Source organism: Acinetobacter sp. ANC 4169 (genome assembly GCF_002135355.1).
In the GTDB taxonomy this organism is placed as follows: Bacteria; Pseudomonadota; Gammaproteobacteria; order Pseudomonadales; family Moraxellaceae; genus Acinetobacter.
Map to the genome: position 1 here is coordinate 24,294 of NZ_NEGE01000003.1, position 24,005 is coordinate 48,298.

Sequence of the window (24,005 nt, forward strand, 5' to 3'; positions counted from 1 at the left end):
GCAGATCAATCGATCTGCTCATTTCCTACGCGCTGACGGAATTTCTGTCCTGCGCGGAATGTGACTACACGGCGTGCTGAAATTGGAATTTCCTCGCCAGTTTTCGGATTTCGACCTGGACGCTGACGTTTATCACGCAACTCAAAGTTACCGAAACCCGAAAGTTTAACTTGTTCACCAGAGATTAGCGCTTGGCTAATCTCATCAAAGAACAACTCGACCATTTGTTTAGCTTCACGACGGTTTAAACTCGTGAGCTCACTTAAATGATCAGCCATTTCTGCTTTTGTTAATGCTGTCATGAAGCCCTCAATGTCGCATGATAAGTGTTTTGCAACACTTCAATTATTTGATCCATACCCGATTTAATTTCTGCATCTTCAAGTGTACGTGATGGATGTTGCCATAACAGAGCAAATGCCAGTGAGCGTTTACCTGTTTCAACACCTTGACCAGTGTACACATCGAATAACCAAGCCGAGTCTAACAACTCTCCACCCGTTTGTCCGATAAGTTGCTGAATTTCACTAACATTAATCTTATCACTAATTAAAAGCGCAATATCACGTCTAACCGATGGAAAACGTGATAATTCTGTAAAATTAGATACATAAGTTTGCAAAACAGCCTGTTGATCGAGTTCTGCCACCCAAGTGATGCCCAAATCAAGCTCATCTTCCAAAGATGGATGTAAGCGACCGAGATAACCGACAGACTTGCCATCAACTAAAATTTCAGCAGATTGTCCAGGATGTAACCAGCTACGCTCTGAACGTACATATTCAACTTTGACACGTCCTGCTGCTAAAATTTCCTCAACCTCACCTTTCAGGTCAAAGAAATCCATTGGCTGTGCTTTACCATGCCAAGATTCAGCGGTTTTAGCACCGACTGCAATTAAAGCCAAAGTCGGAATCTGTTTAAGATCATGAATGCTTTGTGCATCTTGATAATCAAAACGTAAACCGAGTTCAAAGAAACGCACACGGTTTTGCTGACGGTTGATATTGTATTGCACACATGGAATCAAGCTTGATAATAAAGTTGAACGCATTGCAGCCAATTCGCTTGAGATTGGATTAGCCAACATCAATGGATTTACCGCAGGATTCAATTGCTTTTCAAGTTTGGCATCGGCAAAGCTAAAGCTGATCGCTTCCTGATAACCTAAAGTCACCAAGGTTTGACGAAGTTGCGGCAATTCAAACTGATCTTGATATTTGGCAAGTTTCACATCAATTACAGGCAAACTGATCTGGATGTTGTCATAACCGTGAATACGGGCAACTTCTTCAATCAAGTCCTGATAAATGGCCATGTCATAGCGATGTGATGGAGGAATGACAGTCCACTCACCTTGTGCTTTTACAGTCACCACACAACCTAGGCGTTGTAGTGCATCGCTGATAAAGTCACTTTCAACTTTGTAACCGAGCAATTGATCGACTTGGGCCTGGTTCAGTTCAATCGCTTCACGTGTTGGTAATAATTCCGCTTTTTCCGCAGCGATGATTGGACCAAATTCACCGCCAGCCAATTCAGAAATCAGCTGTGATGCACGGTTCATGGCAATGATTGGCAATTCGAAATCTACGCCACGTTCATAACGTTGTGAGGCATCAGTATGCAAACCATAACGACGTGCACGACCAGCAATATGTAATGGCGCGAAGAAAGCAGATTCCAGGAAGATTTCCGTGGTTTCATCGCTTACAGCCGAAGATAAACCACCCATGATGCCGGCAATCGCTAATGCTTTTTCATCATCTGCAATGATCATCACATCTTCAGTCAATTCAACTTCTTGTTCATTCAGCAGCACCAGTTTTTCAGCTGCCGTCGCCTGACGTACATGCACTGAACCCTGAACTTTAGCACCATCAAAAGCATGTAGCGGCTGACCAAGTTCAATGAGCACATAGTTGGTAATATCCACCAAAATGCTGTGCTGACGGATACCAGAACGAGCAAGTGCACGCTCCATCCATTCCGGAGTTGCTGCTTTGGTATTGACGTTCTTGATCACACGACCTAAATAACGTGGGCAACCCTCAGTATCCACTACTACTTTTTTCTCATCAGCAATGCTTGCAGCCACTTCTTTGATTTCAGGGGCAGTCACTGGCAATTGGTTAATCACACCAATTTCACGTGCGATACCGCGAATACTGAAACAGTCACCACGGTTTGGCGTGATGCTGATGTCAATCACATGGTCATCAAGATCTAGATATTCACGGATATTCACGCCTACAGGTGCATCTGCAGGAAGCTCTAACAGACCATCAATTTTATCTTCAAGGTCAATTTCAGAAGCACCGCACAGCATGCCTTGTGATTCGATACCACGAAGCTTGCCTTTCTTGATTTTGAAATCACCTGGAAGTACAGCACCAATGGTTGCTACAGGCGCTTTCATGCCTGCACGCACGTTCGGTGCTCCACAGACAATTTGTAAAGGCTCACCTGAACCAATATTTACTGTAGTCACACGTAAACGGTCTGCGTCTGGATGTTGTTCTACAGTCAGAACTTCACCGACAACCACACCTGTAAATGGTTTTGCCGCTGGCGCCAGCTCATCAACTTCCAGACCAAGCATAGTTAATTGATCTGATAGTTTTTCACTATCAATAGCTGGGTTGACCCAAGTGCGTAACCAATTTTCGCTAATTTTCATTTCTATAAAAACCTATAAATCTAATTTCTTGAATCCCCTCTAACTCTCTATCTTTTAAAGAGAGATCCCTGTTTCATATTGAAAACCCCTCTCCTTTTAGGAGAGGTCAGGGAGAGGTGAATAAATTCTTTAAGCAAATTGGCGTAAGAAACGCACGTCATTCTGGTAGAACATACGCAGGTCATTAATGCCATAACGCAGCATCGCAAAACGTTCTACACCTAAACCAAACGCAAAGCCTTTATATTTTTCAGGATCAATACCCGCAGCTTGAAGCACGTTCGGATGCACCATACCGCAGCCTAGAACTTCTAACCAGCGACCGCGTTCATCCATGATATCCACTTCTGCACTGGGTTCAGTGAATGGGAAATATGATGGACGGAAACGTACTGTTAAATCCTTTTCAAAGAATTCGTTCAGCAAGTTCACCAATAAGCCTTTCAGTTCAGCGAAGCTGGTGTTCTCAGCTACATACAGACCTTCAATTTGGTGGAACATTGGCGAATGGGTTTGATCCGAATCACAGCGATAGACACGGCCCGGGCAGACAATGCGAATCGGCGGTTGTTGTGTTTCCATGGTACGAATCTGCACGCCCGAAGTATGGGTGCGCAATAAATGATTCACATCAAAATAGAAGGTGTCATGCATGGCGCGCGCAGGATGATGACCCGGAATATTCAAGGCTTCAAAGTTGTGATAGTCATCTTCAACTTCAGGGCCTGTTGCCACAATAAAACCGGCTTTGGTAAAGAATTGGCAAATGCGTTCTTGCACCTGAGTCACAGGGTGGATGCTGCCCACACTTTGACCACGACCTGGCAAGGTAATATCGATCATTTCGCTAGCAAGTTTTTGTTCTAGTGCAGCTTTTTGTAATTCTGCCTGGCGTGTGGTTAATGCACCAGTGATCGCTTCACGAACCGCATGAATTTTTGCCCCGAAAACTTTACGTTCTTCAGGATCCATTTTACCGAGCGCCTTCGATTGTTCCGCGAGCTGGCTTTTTTTCCCTGTAAATTGCACTCGTACTTGATCGAGTGTAGCAAGGTCCTCTGCTGCTGCAATCGCAGCGAGCGCTTCAGTGGTCAGGGCTTCCAGTGACATAGTAACTCTCAAAGCAACAATTTAAAAATATAATAAAACCCCATATTCTAACAGTTTTTGAACGTGTTGATGAAGTTCCCTGTAGAGGAAAAATTAGATTGGCATCCAGATTTAGAAAAAGTATAAGATAAAGCCAATATTTATGAGATAAATAACAATGGCACTTGATCAAATTTGGAAACAGCAGCTTACTTTGGTGACCTATGGCAATGAATATCTCAGCCAGAATTTGAGCTTTAATCATTGGGTACAACATGCCATTTTTAACCAGCATAATTTACGTTTCCGCGATCTGCTGTCACAACATTTACTCGCACAACATTTTCAGGTTTGGCTTGAAGGTCTAAAAAAACAAGGAACACTGCGTATTAGCCTGCATAGTTCCAGTCTGTTAAGTGATGAACAGAATCCAAACGCCAATGTTGAACTGCTGGCGATTCCGCATTTTATTGTCAGTCACGAACACAATAAAAAGACTGCCTGGATTTTCGGCAAGGAATTGGCGGAATGGTATAACGCTGATAATGACTATGAAGTGCCCCAGCCACAACAGGAACAGTGCCGTCAGGAAACCTTCTGGCGTTTTGAGCTGAATTCAAAACTGGCCAAACGTATCGATGCCGATTTACAGCAGCCGAATTGGGATGACATTCAGCTTTATACCAATAATGAATTATTTGAAAGTAAGTTTGCCGATGGATTTGTTGAACCGGCCCATCGGGATTTTCCTTATTATGGGATGACTCAAGCTGCGACAGAAAATGCAGATGGCTCCCCTTTGCCGGAAAGTAAATATCTGCCTTTACTGCCGAGCGAATATCAGGCGGATTATGCGCATACCACGCTACATCGCTTGGAAGCATTATCCAGTTATATTGAGCATAAGCTGCAACATCCCTATCATGCGGATGGCAGTGAGCTCAGTACTGATGAACGCCTGAATTTACGTCATTTCTCGCAAAAACTGGATGATTTAACAGCAAAATTTATCGTCAAGGTAGCCAATCATTATCAATCCGCAAAACTCAAAAAAGTTGAAGTTGCCAATCCGTTGGATGGTGCAACAGCAAGCACTCCGCATAATACCTCACATGTAAAAAGCCACCCTGCACATGCTTCGCACAAGGTCGGTACATCGGGCGTGATTAAACTGATTCTACTAACCATTGTGATTTGTCTTTTGGCTTATTATTTTGGACTTTAATTCTTATAAGGATGCTAAAAACTACTGTATCTATCTGGAAGATTTCAAATGAATCCACCGTAAATGTGGATATTGCGAATTTTCCAGCATGATTGAGATGCAAAATGAACTCGACAACGCAGCATCGAGTTCATCCTTTGTATGAGCTTTTTATTTTTATAGTGCTTGAGCAGATTCAATTTTAGTTTTTTTCAGTGCCAGTTTTTTTAACACTTCTGACACCGCCACCATGGCAAAACTTGAAGTCACGACTACTGCTGAACCATAACCACCACAGCGCAGGCCAGCACTTGCACATACCTCCGCACCTGAGAATGGATTATCGATAGAATAAACACAGGTGATGCCAAATTTTTCTTTCGGCTTTTTGCAAATGCCTTTGGCACGTAACTGACTACGCAATTTGGCCAGCATCGGGTCTTGTTCAGTTTTAGACAAGTCTGCGACACGAATTTTTAAGGGATCAAGCTTGCCACCTGCTCCGCCCGATACAATCAAAGGAATTTTATTAAATCGGCAATGCAGCATTAACACCAGTTTGGCTTTGACATCATCAATGCAATCGAGAACGACATCAGGTTTATTTTCTAACAGTTCTTTGACATTGTTTGGCGTTAAATAGTCATCCACCAGATTAATTTTGATCCGTGGATTAATCGAATAACAGCGCTCGGCCATTACCTCAATTTTTTCACGTCCCAAGGTCGAAGTCATGGCAGGTAATTGACGGTTAATATTAGAAGCGGCAACCACATCCATATCAATCAGGGTCAGTTCAGCAATACCGGTACGTGCCAAAGCTTCAACCGCCCAGGAACCGACGCCACCAATCCCGATCACCATCACATGACTGTGTTCATACTGGCGAAAGGCTTCATCTCCATAAATTTTTTCTACACCCGCAAAGCGGCGGTCATATTCATCATCTTCAAGGAGATCAGTCATTCGTCATCTGGCATCTAAAAAACACCGAGGCATTTTATCAAATTCCGGCTCAATCCGATAATCTATATCTTTCGCATCCTTCAGCTGCGGTGCTAAACATAAAAAAAGAGGCTTTCACCTCTTTCTATCTACTTAAAATTAGTCTTTATTCATAATAAAGAAATAATCACGATAATATTTGAGTTCCACAATCGAATCACGAATATCATCCATGGCCAAATGTGAGGCATTCTTTTTCAGGCCGCTCATAATTTCTGGACGCCAGCGTTTCGCCAACTCTTTGACTGAAGATACGTCAAGATTACGGTAGTGGAAGTATTGTTCCATTTCCGGCATTAAACGGTGCAAGAAACGGCGGTCTTGGCAAATCGAGTTACCGCACATCGGTGATGATTTTGGATTGACCCATTTTTTCAAAAATTCCAGTGTCTGCTGTTCTGCATCCTGAGCGGTCAATTTACTGCGGCGTACCCGTTCAATCAGCCCCGATTGACCATGCTGACGGGTATTCCACTCATCCATCGCATTGAGCACGCGATCTGATTGATGAACAGCCAGCACCGGCCCTTCCGCCAGAATATTCAGGTTATCGTCCGTCACAATAGTTGCAACTTCAATAATTTGATCGTTATCTGTATCCAGACCTGTCATTTCAAGGTCAATCCAAATCAGGCGGGTATCAGGGGTGCTGCTCATAAATGTGCAATCTTATTAGGCTTAAAAACAGCTATAGTAGCAAATTTATTGCAACTTGGCTGTAACTCCTACCCTGCTTCATGCTATTTTTGCCTTACTTAATTCATGGTTTTTTTAGGATATGAATGGCTTTAATTCGTAAACGTCGTTTAACTGAACAGCAGCAACGCCGCATTCAGAAACAACATCAAACACGTCAAGAAGAACTCGACACTTCAAATGATCTGGAAGGCTTAGTGGTTCAACATTATGGTCGTCAACTTGAAGTGCAAGCCCTCTCAGCGCCCGAAATCCACCCCACCAAACCTATCGTTGCAGCAGGTGAACCCGAACCATTCTGGAAACCGATTGAAATCGGCAGTGTATGGCGATGTCATACCCGAACCAATCTGGAAGCACTGGTCACAGGTGACCGGGTCAAATGGCAGGCCGATCCAAATACCGGACTCGGCATTATTACCGCTATTCACCCTCGCCAGTCGTTGCTGACCCGCCCTGACCGTTATCACAAGGTTAAACCGGTGGCTGCCAATGTCAGCCTGATCGTGATTGTGTTTGCTTCCTTTCCGGAAGTCGCTCCCAGCTTAATCGACCGTTACCTTGTGGCCTGTGCCGATGCCGACATTCCGGCTCTACTGGTCCTGAATAAATCCGATTTAATTCAGGAAAATGATCCGATTTTGACCCTGATGCAAGAATATCAAGCTTTAGGCTATGAAGTGATTCAAACGCAATCCGATGGTGATTTAACTGAACTGGCGAAACGTTTAGCTGGTGAAACTGTTGCCTTTGTCGGTCAGTCCGGTGTAGGTAAAAGCTCGCTGATTAATGCCATGGTTCCTGATGCAGCACAAAAAACCAATGTGATTTCGGAAAACTCGGCACTGGGTCAGCACACCACCACCTCTACACGCTTGATTGCTTTTGGTGAAGGAGCCGCACTGATTGACTCCCCGGGGATTCGTGAATTTGGCTTGTGGCATCTAGACCTAGACAAGGTTCAGCACGGTTTTCCGGAAATTGAAAATCTGCTGGGACATTGCCAGTTCCGTAACTGTACCCATAAGCATGAAAAACAGTGTGCTTTACGTCAAGCCGCCGCAAGCGGTGAAATTTTGCAACGCCGTTTGGACAGTTATTTGCGTTTAATTGATGAAATTACAGAAGCACAGCAAAAAAATTAATTTTTCTTAACCCTTAGCCCTTGAAGCGGTGATTTTGATCGCCATATTTATAGGCTATACTCTACGCAATTTTCAAATTGTAATTAGGTGACTTGTGGAACGTTGGTTCGAATTTATGGGGAATCACCCCTTCTTGTTTGGAACACTTGGGGTGTTGGTTGTTTTGTTCTTTATTTTAGAAGGACAACGCAATGGTCGTAAAATTTCACCACAATCTTTAGGTATTTTAGTGAAAGCTAAAAATGCCATGCTGATTGATTTACGTGATGCAAAAGATTTCCGTGAAGGTCATATCAGCGGCAGCCGTAATATTCCATATAGCCAGATTACAAGTCATGTTGAAGAGTTAAAATCTGCGGATCGACCACTGGTGTTCATTTGTAACCTGGGTCAAATTGCAGGTACCGCTTTACAGCAAGTGGGTCATGCCGACAGCTACCGTCTGGAAGGTGGGATTAATAACTGGAAAGTACAAGGCTTACCGTTGATTAAAAGCAAATAATACGCTTGGAGATTTTGAATGGCTGAAGTAACAATTTACTCAACTACTGTATGCCCATACTGCGTTCGCGCGAAACAACTTCTTGAGCGTAAAGGCGTTGCATATAAAGAAATTAATTTATCTAACGAAGCGCCTGAAGTACGTGTTGAACTGATGCAACGCACCAATCACCGTACTGTTCCACAAATTTTTATTAACGACCAATTCATCGGTGGTTTTGATCAACTTTATGCTTTAGAGCGTGAAGGAAAACTCAACGAATTATTGGCTTAACTTTTTAAGTCACCTCTTCATATTAAGGATTAAAGAATGAGTGAACAACAAGCTCAACCGCAATTAGCACTAGAACGTATTTATACTAAAGACATTTCTTTTGAAGTACCTGGGGCTCAAGTATTTACCAAAGAATGGCAGCCTGAATTAAACATCAATCTGTCTTCTTCTGCAGAAAAAATTGATGCAACCCATTATGAAGTTGCATTACAAGTGGTTGTTCAAGCGAACAACGCGGGCGAAACAGCATTCATCGTTGATGTAACCCAATCAGGAATTTTCTTGGTTGATAGCGTTGAAGAAGAACGCCTTCCATATATTCTTGGTGCATATTGCCCAAATATCCTGTTCCCATTCTTGCGCGAAGCGGTAAATGATATGGTGACTAAAGGAAGCTTCCCGCAATTGCTTCTTACTCCAATTAACTTCGATGCTGAATTCGAAGCGAATATGCAACGTGCTCAAGCAGCCGCTGCTGAAGGTCAAGCTTAATCGCTTACTTTCTAATATAAAAAAGACCGCAAATGCGGTCTTTTTATTGCCTAAATTCCCTCTCCTTTTAGGAGAGGGTTAGGGAGAGGTCTAATAATCCGCTCTCTAACTCTCTCCCTGAGGGAGAGAGGACTCAAAACACTTATTCAGCATCTGCCATCAAATCTGCACTCATACCTACAGTATTGAAACCGGCATCGACATACATGATTTCACCGGTAATACCATTTGCCCAAGGCGAGCATAGGAATAATGCAGCATTACCGACATCTTCAATGGTGACATTACGTTTCAGTGGCGCAACTTTTTCATTCAGGTCTAACATCTTACGGAAAGACTTGATGCCTGAAGCTGCAAGAGTACGGATTGGACCTGCTGAAATCGCATTGACACGAATGCCTTCGCTACCCAAGCTAGATGCCAAATAACGTACGCCCGCTTCCAACGATGCCTTCGCCATACCCATGACATTGTAATTTGGCATTACACGTTCAGAACCTTGATAAGTCAAAGTCAGCAAGCAACCTTGGCGAACTTTTAACAAAGGTTTTGCAGCACGTGCCATCGCAACAAAGCTGTAAGCACTGATGTCATGCGCAATATTAAAGCCTTCACGGTCAGTAATATCGGTAAAGTCACCATCTAAAGTATGCGCTGGTGCAAAACCGATCGAGTGCACAACACCATCCAGTCCATCCCAATGTTTTGCCAATTCTGCAAAAGCCTGGTCAATTTCAGCATCTACAGCCACGTCACAAGGGAAAACCAGAGTTGAACCGAATTGTTCAGCAAAGTCATCAACACGTTTTTTTAATTTTTCATTCGGATAGGTAAATGCCAGTTCAGCACCTTCACGGTGTAGGGCTTGAGCAATACCAAATGCAATGGATAATTTACTTGCAATACCCGCGATGAGAAAACGCTTACCCGCCAATAGTCCTTGTGCCATGTGAATCTCACTCAAAATAATTTACAAGCATAATGCCAAGTCTGAAGCATTTGCGAAATTGCATAATGCGCCTTTTTTAACATGTTGTGTAAAAATCATAAAAAAATGCTCCCTCTATCTGGGAGCATTTTTATTTAGACTCATTTCACTTTTACGATGCTTAATCATCACCTTGTAATAGACTGAGCAAACGCAGGAATGAATAATACATCCACACCAGAGTTGCCAATAAAGCAATACCACACAACCATTCCATCGCTTTCGGTGCATACTGTGCAGCGGCAGATTCAATCAGGTCAAAATCCAGAATCAGATTTAAAGAAGCAATTATCGCAACAAAGGCAGCAAAGCCAATTCCGAGCCAGTTGCTTTCAAAAAGATAAGGAATGCTAGAACCAAAAGCCAAACTCATCACCATTTGCACCACAAATACCATGGCAATAGCAATAGAAGCTGACATCACCACCGCTTTAAATTTTTCTGTGGCACGAATAATTTGAAAACGGTATAGCCCAAACATCACCAAGGTGGTGATAAAAGTCGCAAGCAAGGCTTGTAGTGGCACGCCAGGAAATTTCAGCTGAAATAATACTGAAACTCCACCTAAAAATGCCCCTTCAAACAGCGCATAAGGAATGGCCAATGTTGGTGCAGTATTTGGCTTGAAGGTTGTAATCAGCGCCAGAATAAATCCACCGATCGCACCCACTATGGCAGCGGAATAAGCAATCGAGATATTCAGGGTCATAAAACTATATAAAAAGAGTGATAAACCGACTACAGCAGCAATCACGGTCAATAACACTGACTTTTGAATGGCGCCTTGCACCGTCATGGTCTGGTTAAAATCACTCTGAGTTTCGACCCGGGTTAAAATGGGGTTATTACTTTGCATAATTCGCTCATTCTTGTCATTTAGATTTTAAAAATAGTATAGACAGCTTTTAAGTATAGAAAATGGATTTTTAGCCTTACAAAAAAAGAACGTTCATCCATCAAGATCTATTCATAGCAAAGCATATGCCTAAATACGAATATTTATCGATAAAAGGTGATTTTATAATAGCTTTTATGACCCTAGTCTTAATGCATCCAAGGAATTCTGCCATAGTTGTGCGGCAAGCATGGCCTGATCCAGATTGAGTGATTGTGCCAATCCATCCAGCACATAAGGTAAATTGACTGGCGTATTGCGGGTGCGATGCTCGGTGGAACTTTGACAGCATAAGGGTGTCATATCCGGACAATCGGTTTCCAAAACCAAATGTTCAGCGCCAATGGCCTGAACCACGGCATGTAATTTTTTGGCATTGGGATTGGTAATTTGTCCGGTCACCCCAATTTTAAAACCCAGTTTAATAAAGGCCTTGGCTTCCTCTATCCCGCCGCTAAACGCATGCGCAATCCCACCTAATTTAAATTGCTGCTGTTTTAATATGGCCAGTGTTTCCGCATGCGATTTTCGGATATGCAATAACACCGGTTTATCAAACTGCTGCGCCAATTCCAGTTGTGCTGCAAAAAAATCTTTTTGTTTCTGAAAAATTTCCGGTTGTTTGTGCTGTTTTAAAAAAGTATCTAAACCAATTTCTCCAATCGCGACACAATCTTCAGTTTTTAATAATAATTCTAAATCTGCAAGATGTGAGGTTTGATGCTGTTCAATATAAAAAGGATGCAATCCCGGCGCCAAGTAACTTTGCGGAGCATCGACCAATTGATTTAAGAACTGGTGACTTTGCAGTAAATCCTGAAACCGCGACTGGACAAAACCAATCAAAACCAGGCGTTCCACCCCAACCGCTTTGGCCGCATGTGCCAGTTGTTCCCGATCTGCATCGAAATCGGGAACATCAAAATGGGTATGGGTATCAAACAGTGAATAAGACATTAAGATTGGGCTTTGCTGTCACTGGCTGCGCTGGCAGCTGCTTCATTTTTGACTTCAGGCTGAGGCAAATAGGCTTTTTTCAACACGGTTTGTAACTGCTCATAAGGAATGGTCAAACGTGGCAATCCCACCACATAAGGCCCGATTTCATATTCGCCATATTGTAAAATCAAGCCTTGAGTCGATAAATAGAAATTATCCGATAAAGTAAATTTCCATGCCTGTTCGTATTCATCGACACTGTTTGCCAATTTGGCATCCATCACCCAGCTTTTAAACACTTCATGGGCTTTCTGTTCCAGTGCGGCTTTCTGGTTTGGCGCCAAAATATCATCCAACTGGACAAGTTTTTTCTTTTTCAAATCAAAATTATAATAAGACTGTGATGATGAACCATGTGCCCCACCCAGATAGCTGCTGGAATTGAGCACCACGGTTGCCAAAGGCTGACCGGCATTGAGAATCTTCGGTTTAATCATCAGGCTGATCTGATGATTGGCACTTAAAGCTTTCAGCTCTTTATCGAGTGATAAAAATGTATCCCGATAAGGGGCTAGCTGTTTTTCCAGTTTTTGTTTCGGCGTTTCCATGCTTGCCGATGCCGCAGGTTGATCTGCCTGAGCTTGCTTTGAATCTTTAGATTTTTCAGTAGCAGTAGTAGCCTGCTGGCCTGCATTCAACGATTTCGGCGAAATATCTACAGTCTGCTCCAGCTGCTTTAAAATTTGCTGATCGACAAATTCATCAATAAACGCCTGGTTACTGGATAGACGTTCGATGCTGATTTCAGGGCAGCTATTCCCATCACATTCAGGTAAATTTAAACTTAGTTTTTCCGTGTCACCTGCCAATTTTAAAACTTCAGCTTGAGCGGCTTGCGATTGAACCGGCTTGTCCTCTTTAGGCTCAGCTTGTTTAGGTTGGCATGCACTCAATGCTATTGCTGTAGCAACAAGGCTTAGGGTAAATATTGTTTTATTTTTTAGCATCATCTGACCTATAACTTGAATCTGGTAAATGGATGTTCACTCGATGTCTGTATGGATTACGGCTTACTAAAACATATGCTGATAAGCATCAGCTTTCAATATCTGTTGCGTTTGCGCTTTGGTCAAATAAATATCCAGCTGAGCGCCATCTTTCACAATTTCATGGGTGCGATAATGTAAACCGATACCTTCCTGATCAAAGAACCAGTCTGCCTGTCCCCAATACAGCTTTTTCGGGGCTTTCTGTTTTACTTCCGCCTTTTGCTGTTTTAACCATTTTTGATAAGCCTGTTGCACAATGTCATTCATGACCGTTTGCTGCTTGGGCTCCAGAATATCCAGTAAAGTCACTGCTTTCTGTTTTTTACGATCAGCCACAAAGAAATAATATCGTTCTTTCACTTTTACTTCTTCTTGTTTTGTATCGACCCCTAGCTGCATCAATACGTACTGATTACGCTGATAGGCAATACGGGTATACATGGCCAATTCATAGGGCTTATTTTTGGAAAATTCGGCTTGCCAGACATCAGACTTTTTCACATAGGCATTAATGGCCTGTTGCAAGCTCATATCCTGCTTTAGACCAATTTGATCCTGAATGACTTTGGCCTGACTCTTGGCAATCCAGTCATTTAACCAGGCATCTTCGGTATGAACCGTTTGAATACTCAGGTCAATACAATTCTTGGTTTCACAAAAAGGCAAGGCAACTTTTGCCTCTTGCTCCTGAATATTTAAATATGGCAACACCTCGGCCTGCTCTGTTTTAACGACCGATGCAGACGACTGTTCCTGCTCTTGTTGTTTCGATTCTTGTTTTGAAGCATCACAGGCACTGAGCATCAGAGCAATGGCGATTATGGATGCAGCCCTTATTTTACCGTTCATGCTGACCACTCTTTTTCTCAAGTCATTCATTTATCTTAATGATTCTAATAAAACAGCTTCATAAAGAAGCTGTTTTATTTTTGCTTATTTTAGTGTTCGCGTGTGGCACGGAACTGGATATCCGGATAACGCTCTTGCATCAATTGCAAATTCACACGGCTTGGTGCCAGATAAGTCAAATGACCACCGCCATCTAGCGATAACTGATCATGGGCCTTTTTCTTAAATTCATTGAATTTCTTTTCATCATCACATGAAACCCAACGCACGGTATTAATGTTCACAGGCTCGTATACACAATCGACCTTGTATTCTTCTTTCAAACGATACGCCACCACATCAAACTGTAGCACACCGACTGCCCCTACAATCAGATCATTGTTGATTTGCGGCATGAACACCTGAGTTGCACCTTCTTCTGAAAGTTCTTTTAAACCCTTTTGCAGCTGTTTAGATTTCAAAGGATCTTTCAAACGCACACGACGGAACATTTCCGGCGCGAAGTGTGGAATACCGGTGAAGTGCAGATTTTCACCTGAAGTAAAGGTATCGCCAATCTGGATGGTGCCATGGTTATGCAAACCAATGATATCCCCCGGCCAAGCTTCTTCAAGCTGTTCACGCTCACCCGCCAAGAAAGTCAAGGCATCACTAATCCGTACATCTTTACCCAGACGGACATGATTCATTTTTAAGCCTTTTTCATACTTACCCGAACAGATACGCATGAATGCAATACGGTCACGGTGTTTTGGATCCATATTGGCCTGAATTTTGAAAACAAAACCGGTAAAGCCTTCTTCAGTCGCCTCTACAGCACGTTCATGCGTAGGATGCGCTTTCGGTTTTGGTGCCCATTGAATAAAGGCATTTAACACATGATCGACTGCAAAGTTACCCAATGCCGTACCGAATAGTACCGGTGTTTGACGGCCTGCCAGGAATTCTTCAGGGTCTAATGGATCATTGGCCATCTGCACCAATTCCAAAGATTCTTCAAAGGCAGCAAAAGCCAGCTCACCCACTTTTTCACGCAAGTCTGGATAGTCATAGCCATCACGGATTTCAATATCGGTAATGGTTGAACCAAAACCGGCTTTGTAAACGTAGAATTTTTCTTCGAGGATGTTATATACGCCAGCAAAATCACGACCTGTCCCCAGTGGCCAGGTAATGGGTACACAGCGAATTTTCAGGACATTTTCAATTTCATCAAGCAATTCTAATGGTTCACGAATTTCGCGGTCCATTTTGTTAACGAAAGAGATAATCGGGGTGTCGCGCATACGACACACTTCCATTAATTTAATGGTTCGTTCTTCGACCCCTTTTGCACCGTCAATGACCATCAATGCAGAGTCAACCGCAGTTAAAGTACGGTAGGTATCTTCCGAGAAATCTTCATGCCCCGGGGTGTCAAGCAAGTTGATGACATGATTTTTATAAGGGAACTGCATCACCGAAGTGGTAATGGAAATACCACGTTCTTTTTCCATTTCCATCCAGTCAGACGTTGCAGCACGATCTGACTTGCGGCTTTTGACCATCCCTGCAACCTGAATTGCCTTACCCCATAACAGCAGTTTTTCTGTCATGGTGGTTTTACCAGCATCGGGGTGGGAAATAATCGCGAACGTCCGTCGCTGTGCGACCTGCGCCGCTAATTCGTCTTTAAAACTCATGAAAGATACCTACTGCAGAATGGCAGTGAAAAAGATCAGAACTGATCAATATAAAAAATTGGCCATATTGTAGCAGATCATAAAACTTTTGAAATGAACTAAACTTGTTCGGTCCGCATCAATCTTAAGTAAATAATGCCTTGTCCATCTTTTCCAGACGGTTCACATCCATCGGCATTCCCAACAGAAAGCCCTGCAATTGCTGGCAACCCAAACGGGTCAATATGTCTGCCTGTAAAGGTGTTTCAACCCCTTCTGCAGTAACCACCAAACCCAGTTTTATAGCCAGCTGGATAATACTTTCTAAAATCATTTCATCTTTTGAACCGACCGCCAGATCACGGATAAACTCCCGATCTATTTTTAATTCATCTACAGGCAAGTTCTTCAAATATAAAAAGCTGGAATGACCGGTTCCAAAGTCATCAATCGCCAGTTTAATGCCCATCTGACGCAGCTGCTCAAAACACCGAATAGTAGAATCCACATGATGCATGGCAGTCGATTCGGTAATTTCAATGGCTAAATGATTGGGATTAATCCGATATTGATTAAATAAATTTTCTAGTGTTGAAAACAGGTGCTTATGTTCAAATTGTACAGCAGATAAATTTACTGCGAGAGGAAAATAGTTGGAACCATTTTGCTCCCAGATTTGAATTTGTTTACAGGCCTGTTCAAGTGCCCAATAACCCATTTGAATAATCAGTCCGGTTTTTTCCGCGCCACCTATAAACATGTTCGGCGTTAACATTCCCAAGCTTGGATGATTCCAGCGGATCAGGGCTTCCACCCCGCAAATGCTATGATCTTGGGTGGTAAATTTAGGCTGGTAAAATAGAACAAATTGTTTTTCTTCAACAGCTTTATATAGATCATTAATCAGTTTGGTCTGACTTTTGGTTTCCTGTTGATCCACACTATAACTAAATAAGGAATAGGTGTTTCTGCCTTGATATTTCGACATCAACATGGCGGCATCGGCATTAATCAGCAGATCTTGCAAATTATTGCCATGATCTGGGTACAGGGCGATACCAATACTGCTAGAAATATTGATCTCTTTACCGGCAATCAAAAAGCTGTTCTGTATTTGCCCCAATAACTGTTCAGCCTTTTCAACCGCATTTTCGATAGTGACCTGTTCCAGCACCATCAAAAACTCATCTCCGCCTATACGGAGCAATTTTTCATTTTGTTTCAACTTCTGTTGAATACGGCTGGCCAGTTGCACCAGCAATTGATCACCCACATGATGCCCAAATACATCATTCACCGCTTTAAATCGGTCTAAATCTATATAGATAAAAGCAATTTTATCATTACTATAACGATGATCAGTAAATAAAAAATGTGAATATTCAGCTAGGAATAAACGATTGGGCAACTTGGTTAAATTGTCCTGCACGGCCTGATTGGCCAATTCACGATTGGCTTTAGAAAGCTGTTTATTGCGGGCTTCTAATCGTTGTTCCAGTATGGCAACACAAAATGCTGCGAGCAAAATTAAACTGGTAACTAAAATAACACTTAATAAAATTAATCCTTGTCCACTTTGGTAATGCCCAACCAGCTGATCGGTAGCAATGGCATAAAAAATGCTTGCCCCCATACCGATATAGTGCATGGCGACAATGGTCAAAGCCATCATCAATACTAGGGAAATTTTGATCAGCAGCTTTTGCTGTGCTGCATTTTTATATTTAAAGGTAAGCCAAAACGTTAAACCGGAACCACCTATGGCAATTAATACGGAAAGAATAGTCAGTAGAGGATCATAATAAATCTGGTGCTGATCCACGACCAGCCCCATCATGCCGGTATAGTGCATGCCGGCAATTCCCATCCCCATCAGTACCGCACCTAAAACCAGCCGGCCATAGGGCAAAGTTTCTCTCGTGGTCAACCAAATGGCAAATGTAGATGCAATAAACGCAATAAGGTACGAAACAAAATTAAATCCGTAGTCAAAAGAATAATCCGCCGGTAAATCACATGCGAGCATTCCGGCAAAGTGCATAGACCAAATGGCAGCCCCAAGCATCAGACCGCTAATGGTCAGCAGAATTTTTTCATATTTTTGACCCCAGCCACGGAATAATAATTGTTCGAGTGAGACTGTAAAATAACAGGCCAAAACCGCAACAACGATCGAAGCAATTACCAGGCTAAAATCATAATGTATATGAACCATATTAAGTTCCGTATAGGTTATCTTTCTTGTTTTAATCCACGTGATTCATACTCTTTATACTGTCTAAAAATTTTCATCTTCAAAAGAGTGGTTATAAAAACAATCAATTAAAACAAGAATCTAATACTATTCTATTTTGGTCAAGTGTTAATTGCTCTATTCATTTTTATTTCTAATTTATTCATTTTGCAAAATAAACATAGTTCAACATTTTTATCATTATTCCTACACCGTTCATATTTTTAAAAGTAGCTCTAAAATGAATTCCCCCATTCGCTCATGCATAAATAAAAAAACCAGTCAGATCAACTGACTGGTTTTTTTTAATAGATAAAAGCTAAATAATCATTCTATTTGGCAGAAGCCTTAGCTGACTGTAATTTCGCATAATCCAATAAAATATTGGCAGACTCTGTCACAAATGTTTCTTCTTCAGCTAATGCAGGTCGTTGAGTTGCCTTCATTTTTGCACGAGATTCAATCAGGGCATCTACAGAAGCCTGATAACTTTCCCAATTGGCATAAGGCTTTTGACCCGTCATGCTACGGCGTTGATTTTCCGCCTCTAAAGTTTTCTGCTCAAGTGCATTCAACTCGACTTTACGCTGATCAATATCCAGTACCACACGCTTTTGCTCATCGGTTTTTTTCGCAATGGCTTTACGCTGCTCCAGATATTTAAATTGCGGATCAGCAACGACGCGTTGCTGCGACATTTGCGCCAGATTTTGCACATAAGGTTGTACCGAGCCTTCGCGTTTAAACGGTGCTGTTGGAATGGTATCCCATTTCAAGGCATTCTTGGCTTTACGCTCGCCAAACTCTTCGTTGTAGATATCGACCAGTTTGATATCCGGTACAACCCCTTTATTTTGGGTACTTCCCCCAGTCACGCGGTAGAACTTACGCTGGGTCAAGGTTGCCTGACCATAGGCCAAGGTATCAAGCTGAACCTGAGCGGTTCCTTTACCGGTGGTGGTACTGCCAATCACAATCCCGCGCTCATAATCCTGAATAGCGGCAGAATAAATCTCACTGGCCGATGCTGAAGCCAGATTAATCATGACGGCCAATGGACCCGCATAGGTTTGTGCACCACCGTCATCATCTTCAAACACACTGACATTGCCGTTACCATCGCGAATTTGCACCACTGGACCTGACTTGATCACTTGCCCCAGCATACGCGCAACTTCTTCAAGCGAGCCACCCGGGTTATTACGCAAATCGATAATAATCCCTTCTACATTCTTGGCTGCCAGACTCTTTAAAGCATTGTTGGTATCTTCAGAAACAGAACGATAATCCGTACCTGCACGACGCGCACGATAATTCAAATAAAATGACGGAATTTCAATCACACCAAAAGTATGATTTTTACCATCGCGCTTGATCTCTACGGTACGTGAACGAACACCGGCATCTTCTTCTTGAATCACATCACGTACCAGGCTAACCGTACGTGCCTGCCCCATGGATGCACCGGCACCCAATAAACGCAGGCTGACCTTGGTTCCGCGCTTGCCACGTATCAGACCCACCACTTCATTGCTGGCCCAACCGATCACATCCACCATTTTATCGCCGTCTTGGGCTACACCAATAATGCGGTCTCCAGGTTTGATCTGACCTGATTTACTAGCTGGGCCACCTTCCACAATGGTTTCAATCTTGGTGTAATCTTCATTGCCGCGTTCAGGACGAATCGAAACCCCGATTCCCTCTAATTGCAAAGTGGTTTGGCGGTTCAATTCCATGGCATCGACTGGCGGGAAATAGTTGCTATGCGGGTCATAGGTCAACATCATCGCATTTAAGGTCTTGTCGAGAACATCATCACTTTTTACACGGCTGACACGTTCAAGCTGACGGGTATAACGCTTGGTCAGGGTTTGAACCGGAGTTAGATCTTCCGGACTGGCCAGATCCTGACCATTGGCCAGCGTCGGATCATCTTTTAAGGCTTTTTGCTTCGCAGACTCTTCTTCTTTACTAATATTCAAGTTAATCAGCTGCGATACCAACATTTTTTGCCAATGGGCACGTTGTTCTGCCTCAGACTTGAAATAAGGTGCTTTTTCGCGATCAGTATCAATATAAACATTGGTTTGTTTCAAGTTTTGCGGTTTTTTCAACTCAGCTAGCATGAACTCATAAAACTGTTTTAAGCGTTCACGGTATTGGGCATGAATTAAATATGGACCGGATAAATCCCCTGCTTTTAATGCAGCACCGAAATTTGCGCCATACTTTTTCTTATATTGTTCAACTTCAGGGGCTAAAAATAATGAATGGTCTGCATCCAGGCTATCTAGATAAAAATCAAGAATACGATTCGAAGTTGCCGCATCTAAACGCTGATTTAAATAATGTTGACGGTCAACCAGAGTCGCCAATTGGCGCGAAACCAACGCCTGTTCCTGCGTGGGTTGAATGGTTTGAGAAACTGCCTCTGTATTATTAGCTGCAATTGCCTCGTTCATTACATGAGAAAAGAAAAATCCTCCAGTCGCGATTGCAACTGCACAAGCTAATGTCTGAAGTTTCATAAATAATTCGTACTTCCTTGGTCTTGGACCAATATTGCATCGTCGTTTTTTAACATGAATCGAGTATATTCAAAATCTTAAACAACTTAATATGTATGTCGTGTAGTTTTATCATATTCTGTACTGTCAAAATGTAGCAAATCATTGCAGAATTCGGGTATTGTTTTTCTTTATAAAATTCCAACACGGACACCGATATGATTGGCGCATTGATGCTAGACATCGCTGGCACAGAACTTACTCAAGAAGATATTGAACTATTACGGGCACCGCAAGTAGGCGGCATGATTTTATTTTCACGAAATATAGAATCACCTGAGCAGGTTCGCGCTTTAACCGATCATATGCGTCGCATCAGACCTGACATTTTAATTGCTGTGGATCAGGAAGGCGGCCGGGTTCAGCGCTTGAAACAGGGCTTTACCCTGCTTCCAGCCATGGGCCGTTTAGGTGAGCTTTATCTGAATGAGCCCGCTACAGCCATTGATTTGGCCGAGCAATGCGGCTGGCTGATGGCGACTGAAGTGCTTGCCGTAGGTATTGATTTCAGTTTTGCTCCGGTACTGGACTTGAATGATGTCAGTGATGTGATTGGCGATCGTGGTTTTGCCAAAAACATTGAAGATATTGTCCCTCTTGCCAGTGCTTTCATCAAAGGCATGAAACGTGCAGGCATGGCCAATACCGGCAAACATTTCCCGGGGCACGGTTCGGTCAAGGCCGATTCACATGTGGCAGCACCGGTAGATTCACGTTCTTATGATCAAATCTATCACAAGGATATGCAAACCTTTATCCAACTGATGCCACAGCTGGATGCATTGATGCCTGCGCATGTGATTTATGATCAGGTCGATCCGAACCCTGCCGGCTTCTCAACTTATTGGATTCAGGACATTTTGCGTCAACAACTCAACTTTGATGGCGTGCTGTTCTCCGATGACTTAACCATGCAGGCAGCATGTGTTGCCGGTGGTGCAGACGCACGCATTCAGGCTGCAGTTAAAGCCGGCTGTGATATGGGCCTGGTCTGTAATGACCGCTCAGCAGCATGTACGGCATTAGAAGGTATTCGTGACTTGCCTTTACCGAATCAAGAACGTTTGGAGCGTATGCGCGGTAAAATTCCAGAAATCACGGTTGGGCAAACGCTGGACTTGGGGGCAGAATGGCAAAAAGTTCGCGATAGCATCGAAAACTTTAAAAAATCATTGAATTAATGCGACAAAAGGAACACGACAAGGTGTTCCTTTTTCTTTATGATAAATAAAAATAAATTACGCTTACGTCATTCAGCTTATTGTGCTTTGCGTCAAAACTAAAAATAAGCTGAGCTGGCAATGTAAGAAAACTCAACCCATAAACAGCCAACGTTAAAAAACTAAAAAAACAGATAAGGTCAGGATGACATGACACAACAACTTTCAGAACATCGACATATTTCATTTACTGCCCATTACACTGGATACATCTGGTACTCCATGGGAATTTCTCATCCGGTTTTTGCGACCTCTAAAGGGAAAATGTTAGCCAAACTGGTACATCCCTTAGAAAGCTGGGCGGAAAAATTTGTCGGCGGCAGTATGCGTACGACCTTAAAACAACGCCACCGCATGATTGATCAGCATCTGACCCAACTGATTGAACAGCACCCAGATTTACAGGTACTTGAAATTGCCAGCGGGCTTTCTCCCCGTGGCTGGAATTTCCGGCAGAAATTTCCCCATATTGATTATCGTGAACTTGATTTACCCGATATGGCGAAAGTAAAAACCAAAGCCCTGAAACAGATTGATGTCAATAGCCCGGAAGTTTTATCAGTCGATTTATTCACTGCTGATTTTGCACAGGCTTTTCAGGTCTTTGACCCGAATCGCCCCTTAGTCGTGATTAGTGAAGGCCTGATTAACTACTTTAACAAAGACATGTTATTGCAATTACTCAAGGCAATTCATCATTATGGACAGAGTTTTAAAGAACTGCATTACCTGACCGATATCTATCCAGAACCAGTGAAAAATAAACTGGCCAATTTTATTTGGGCATGCAGTAAATTATTGAAATGGATGTCTAAGAGCGCATTTAGTTTCCATTTTATTGATCCGCAGCAAGTACAGGAATTTTTCCAGCGCGCAGGCTTTGAAAATATTACTGTCGTTCAACCGCAACAGTATTTTCAACATCCAGCCGTGCCTCTCCCCGCTAATGAAGAACACTTGGGTGATCTCGTCTGGATGATTCATGCAAGCAAAAAAAACAGCGTTATATAACGCTGTTTCTTTTAGATCTTTCTATACTTTAACTGACCGATTCCAATACAGTCATCACTTCTTTTTGTCGTTGTACATAACGCAATAAACGCTCTGCCACATCAAAGCTGCCATGCTTGAATAAGGCACGAACTTGTGTTGAATTGACTTCAAAAATTAAGCATTCAATTTTAAATTGACCTTCTTCATCTTCCAGATGCAGGGCCAAGTCACGTGGATATTGTGCAGCTTTTTCTGCCAATCCAGAAGTAAATTCAAGTAAAACGCCAAAGAAATTTAAATCAACAATATGGGTTGGTAACTGCAAATCTGAATGACGATGCGTTAATACAGTCATCGGTTTTTGTACAGCAATGCGTTCTTCGCCACGACGCTCCAAAGTCAGTAACTGAGCACGTGTCATCGGGATAATCCCTTCTACATTTTGAATAGGCTGACCCTGCAAGAAGGTGGCAAACAGACTCATGGTTTCTTTACGGCGCTGTAATTGCGGTACATGATCGGCATTGGCAATCATTGCAAATTCCATATTGGGGCATTGCAAGGCAAAATTGGCATTTTCATGTGGCAAGGTAAAACTGTCGTATTGCCCACAAGCAACCAGTACTTTACATTGCGGAATAGGTACATCAGTTAAACGCAATAATCGGCTACAGTTGATTTCATAACGATCTTGCTCAGTTGCTGTAAATTCAGCCATCTGCCTGAAGAACAAACGCTTTGCAGTCGGTGACATACGGGTTTGATCAATTTTGGCATGATTGACCAGATACAGAATCACCGCCTGACCAAACTCATCCATGCGCTGTTCATTCATTAAATGCAAAGATTCTTCCAGCAGCATGCGCCAGCTTTTACGGGTTTTTTGCATCACGCCCATTAAGATCATCCGGTCAATCAGTTCAGGACGTTGATGTGCCAAACTTGAAGCTACCACTGAGCCTAAAGACATCCCCATGACCGAAACTTTGGAAAGATTTTCTACATCCAGCCATTCACCGAGCATACATGCCAAGTCCGGCAATTCTAAAGTTCCCGCAGAAACACCGGTATCACGATTGGTAATTTGTTGATTGGCACCCATGGAAGGCAAATCAATTAAAATAATCGGCCCTGCACTCAGCAGCTGTTCAACGCAATATTTATAAGAATTAAAATTTTGAAATGCCCCACCCACAATGACAACTGGCGTGTTGTGGATAGTTTCAGGTTGAGCAATGGCCATATACTCAATTTTCCAGCCGTTGATCCATGTCGTTCGTGCCGGTTCTTTAAAACTGTTCCTATGGTAAAGATCAAAAAAACCAAAATCTGCGTTTGATTCTTCTACTTCCGAGTCCATTTGGATCATGGAATTCATATCCCTTCCTCCATTCTTGCCTTATTGTTATTTTGCAAGAAAATAAATTTAGAATTTCTGCGCCATGCTGCTTCCATTCTTCGCTGTAATTATCAGACGTCACTGTCCTTATCATTTCATAATATACAGAGGAGGCTTACTCAA

21 protein-coding genes are annotated in these 24,005 nt (G+C 42.6%); 7 read left to right on the top strand and 14 right to left on the bottom strand.

Annotated features, from left to right (window positions below; all coding sequences use genetic code 11):
* Nucleotides 1-5 precede the first annotated feature (5 nt).
* The 3 genes from B9T26_RS02790 to pheS all read right to left on the bottom strand — a co-directional run bounded on the left by B9T26_RS02790 (nt 6) and on the right by pheS (nt 3,790).
* Nucleotides 6-302, bottom strand: coding sequence for an integration host factor subunit alpha (locus B9T26_RS02790; RefSeq protein ID WP_004649746.1), 297 nt, complete (start codon nt 300-302; stop codon nt 6-8).
* Nucleotides 299-2,680, bottom strand: coding sequence for a phenylalanine--tRNA ligase subunit beta (gene pheT / locus B9T26_RS02795; protein WP_086198298.1), 2,382 nt, complete (start codon nt 2,678-2,680; stop codon nt 299-301). The genes B9T26_RS02790 and pheT overlap by 4 nt, the downstream gene beginning before the upstream one ends.
* Nucleotides 2,681-2,809: 129 nt before the next feature.
* The gene (gene pheS / locus B9T26_RS02800) at nt 2,810-3,790 is read right to left on the bottom strand and encodes a phenylalanine--tRNA ligase subunit alpha (RefSeq protein ID WP_086198299.1); all 981 of its coding nucleotides are present in this window, start codon (nt 3,788-3,790) and stop codon (nt 2,810-2,812) included.
* A gap of 157 nt (nt 3,791-3,947) precedes the next feature.
* On the opposite strand from pheS, the gene B9T26_RS02805 reads away from it, so the two are divergent.
* The gene (locus B9T26_RS02805) at nt 3,948-4,994 is read left to right on the top strand and encodes a hypothetical protein (RefSeq protein ID WP_086198300.1); all 1,047 of its coding nucleotides are present in this window, start codon (nt 3,948-3,950) and stop codon (nt 4,992-4,994) included.
* A gap of 156 nt (nt 4,995-5,150) precedes the next feature.
* On the opposite strand, the gene B9T26_RS02810 is transcribed toward B9T26_RS02805, so the two are convergent.
* Nucleotides 5,151-5,939 (bottom strand): ThiF family adenylyltransferase, encoded by a 789-nt coding sequence (locus B9T26_RS02810; protein ID WP_086198301.1) that lies wholly within the window; start codon nt 5,937-5,939, stop codon nt 5,151-5,153.
* Nucleotides 5,940-6,077: 138 nt separating this feature from the next.
* Nucleotides 6,078-6,635 (bottom strand): oligoribonuclease, encoded by a 558-nt coding sequence (gene orn / locus B9T26_RS02815; protein ID WP_086198302.1) that lies wholly within the window; start codon nt 6,633-6,635, stop codon nt 6,078-6,080.
* Nucleotides 6,636-6,760: 125 nt separating this feature from the next.
* Between orn and rsgA the strand changes: the two genes are divergently transcribed.
* The 4 genes from rsgA to secB all read left to right on the top strand — a co-directional run bounded on the left by rsgA (nt 6,761) and on the right by secB (nt 9,086).
* Nucleotides 6,761-7,819: a small ribosomal subunit biogenesis GTPase RsgA gene (gene rsgA / locus B9T26_RS02820; protein WP_086198303.1), complete on the top strand. Its 1,059-nt coding sequence runs from the start codon at nt 6,761-6,763 to the stop codon at nt 7,817-7,819.
* A 94-nt stretch (nt 7,820-7,913) separates the two neighbouring features.
* Nucleotides 7,914-8,321, top strand: coding sequence for a rhodanese-like domain-containing protein (locus tag B9T26_RS02825; RefSeq protein ID WP_086198304.1), 408 nt, complete (start codon nt 7,914-7,916; stop codon nt 8,319-8,321).
* An 18-nt stretch (nt 8,322-8,339) separates the two neighbouring features.
* Entirely contained in the window at nt 8,340-8,594 is a 255-nt protein-coding gene (gene grxC, locus B9T26_RS02830) for a glutaredoxin 3 (protein ID WP_086175788.1), read from the top strand.
* Nucleotides 8,595-8,630: 36 nt separating this feature from the next.
* Nucleotides 8,631-9,086, top strand: a complete 456-nt coding sequence (gene secB / locus B9T26_RS02835; protein ID WP_086175789.1) for a protein-export chaperone SecB — start codon at nt 8,631-8,633, stop codon at nt 9,084-9,086.
* Nucleotides 9,087-9,228: 142 nt separating this feature from the next.
* Here secB and B9T26_RS02840 read toward each other — a convergent pair whose 3' ends face one another.
* The 8 genes from B9T26_RS02840 to B9T26_RS02875 form a co-directional block, all read right to left on the bottom strand.
* Complete coding sequence (locus tag B9T26_RS02840; protein ID WP_086198305.1) at nt 9,229-10,035, bottom strand: enoyl-ACP reductase; 807 nt, start codon at nt 10,033-10,035, stop codon at nt 9,229-9,231.
* Between the two features lie 160 nt (nt 10,036-10,195).
* A complete protein-coding gene (locus B9T26_RS02845; protein WP_086198306.1) occupies nt 10,196-10,930 on the bottom strand; it encodes a Bax inhibitor-1/YccA family membrane protein in 735 nt (244 codons plus the stop codon).
* Nucleotides 10,931-11,104: 174 nt separating this feature from the next.
* Nucleotides 11,105-11,926, bottom strand: a complete 822-nt coding sequence (locus B9T26_RS02850) for a TatD family hydrolase (RefSeq protein WP_086198307.1) — start codon at nt 11,924-11,926, stop codon at nt 11,105-11,107.
* A complete protein-coding gene (locus tag B9T26_RS02855) occupies nt 11,926-12,915 on the bottom strand; it encodes an RsiV family protein (protein WP_086198308.1) in 990 nt (329 codons plus the stop codon). Before B9T26_RS02855 ends, B9T26_RS02850 begins: the two co-directional genes overlap by 1 nt.
* 66 nt (nt 12,916-12,981) lie before the next feature.
* The gene (locus tag B9T26_RS02860; RefSeq protein ID WP_086198309.1) at nt 12,982-13,806 is read right to left on the bottom strand and encodes a hypothetical protein; all 825 of its coding nucleotides are present in this window, start codon (nt 13,804-13,806) and stop codon (nt 12,982-12,984) included.
* Between the two features lie 89 nt (nt 13,807-13,895).
* Nucleotides 13,896-15,488: a peptide chain release factor 3 gene (locus B9T26_RS02865; RefSeq protein ID WP_086198310.1), complete on the bottom strand. Its 1,593-nt coding sequence runs from the start codon at nt 15,486-15,488 to the stop codon at nt 13,896-13,898.
* A gap of 124 nt (nt 15,489-15,612) precedes the next feature.
* The gene (locus tag B9T26_RS02870) at nt 15,613-17,682 is read right to left on the bottom strand and encodes a putative bifunctional diguanylate cyclase/phosphodiesterase (protein WP_086198311.1); all 2,070 of its coding nucleotides are present in this window, start codon (nt 17,680-17,682) and stop codon (nt 15,613-15,615) included.
* A gap of 350 nt (nt 17,683-18,032) precedes the next feature.
* The gene (locus tag B9T26_RS02875; RefSeq protein ID WP_086198312.1) at nt 18,033-20,231 is read right to left on the bottom strand and encodes a carboxy terminal-processing peptidase; all 2,199 of its coding nucleotides are present in this window, start codon (nt 20,229-20,231) and stop codon (nt 18,033-18,035) included.
* 197 nt (nt 20,232-20,428) lie between these two features.
* Between B9T26_RS02875 and nagZ the strand changes: the two genes are divergently transcribed.
* Nucleotides 20,429-21,451 carry a beta-N-acetylhexosaminidase gene (gene nagZ / locus B9T26_RS02880; protein WP_086198313.1) on the top strand — a complete coding sequence of 341 codons (1,023 nt, stop codon included), beginning with the start codon at nt 20,429-20,431 and terminating at the stop codon, nt 21,449-21,451.
* A gap of 189 nt (nt 21,452-21,640) precedes the next feature.
* Nucleotides 21,641-22,501 (top strand): class I SAM-dependent methyltransferase, encoded by an 861-nt coding sequence (locus B9T26_RS02885; protein ID WP_086198314.1) that lies wholly within the window; start codon nt 21,641-21,643, stop codon nt 22,499-22,501.
* 28 nt (nt 22,502-22,529) lie between these two features.
* Here B9T26_RS02885 and B9T26_RS02890 read toward each other — a convergent pair whose 3' ends face one another.
* Complete coding sequence (locus B9T26_RS02890) at nt 22,530-23,861, bottom strand: alpha/beta fold hydrolase (protein ID WP_086198315.1); 1,332 nt, start codon at nt 23,859-23,861, stop codon at nt 22,530-22,532.
* Nucleotides 23,862-24,005: the final 144 nt, after the last annotated feature.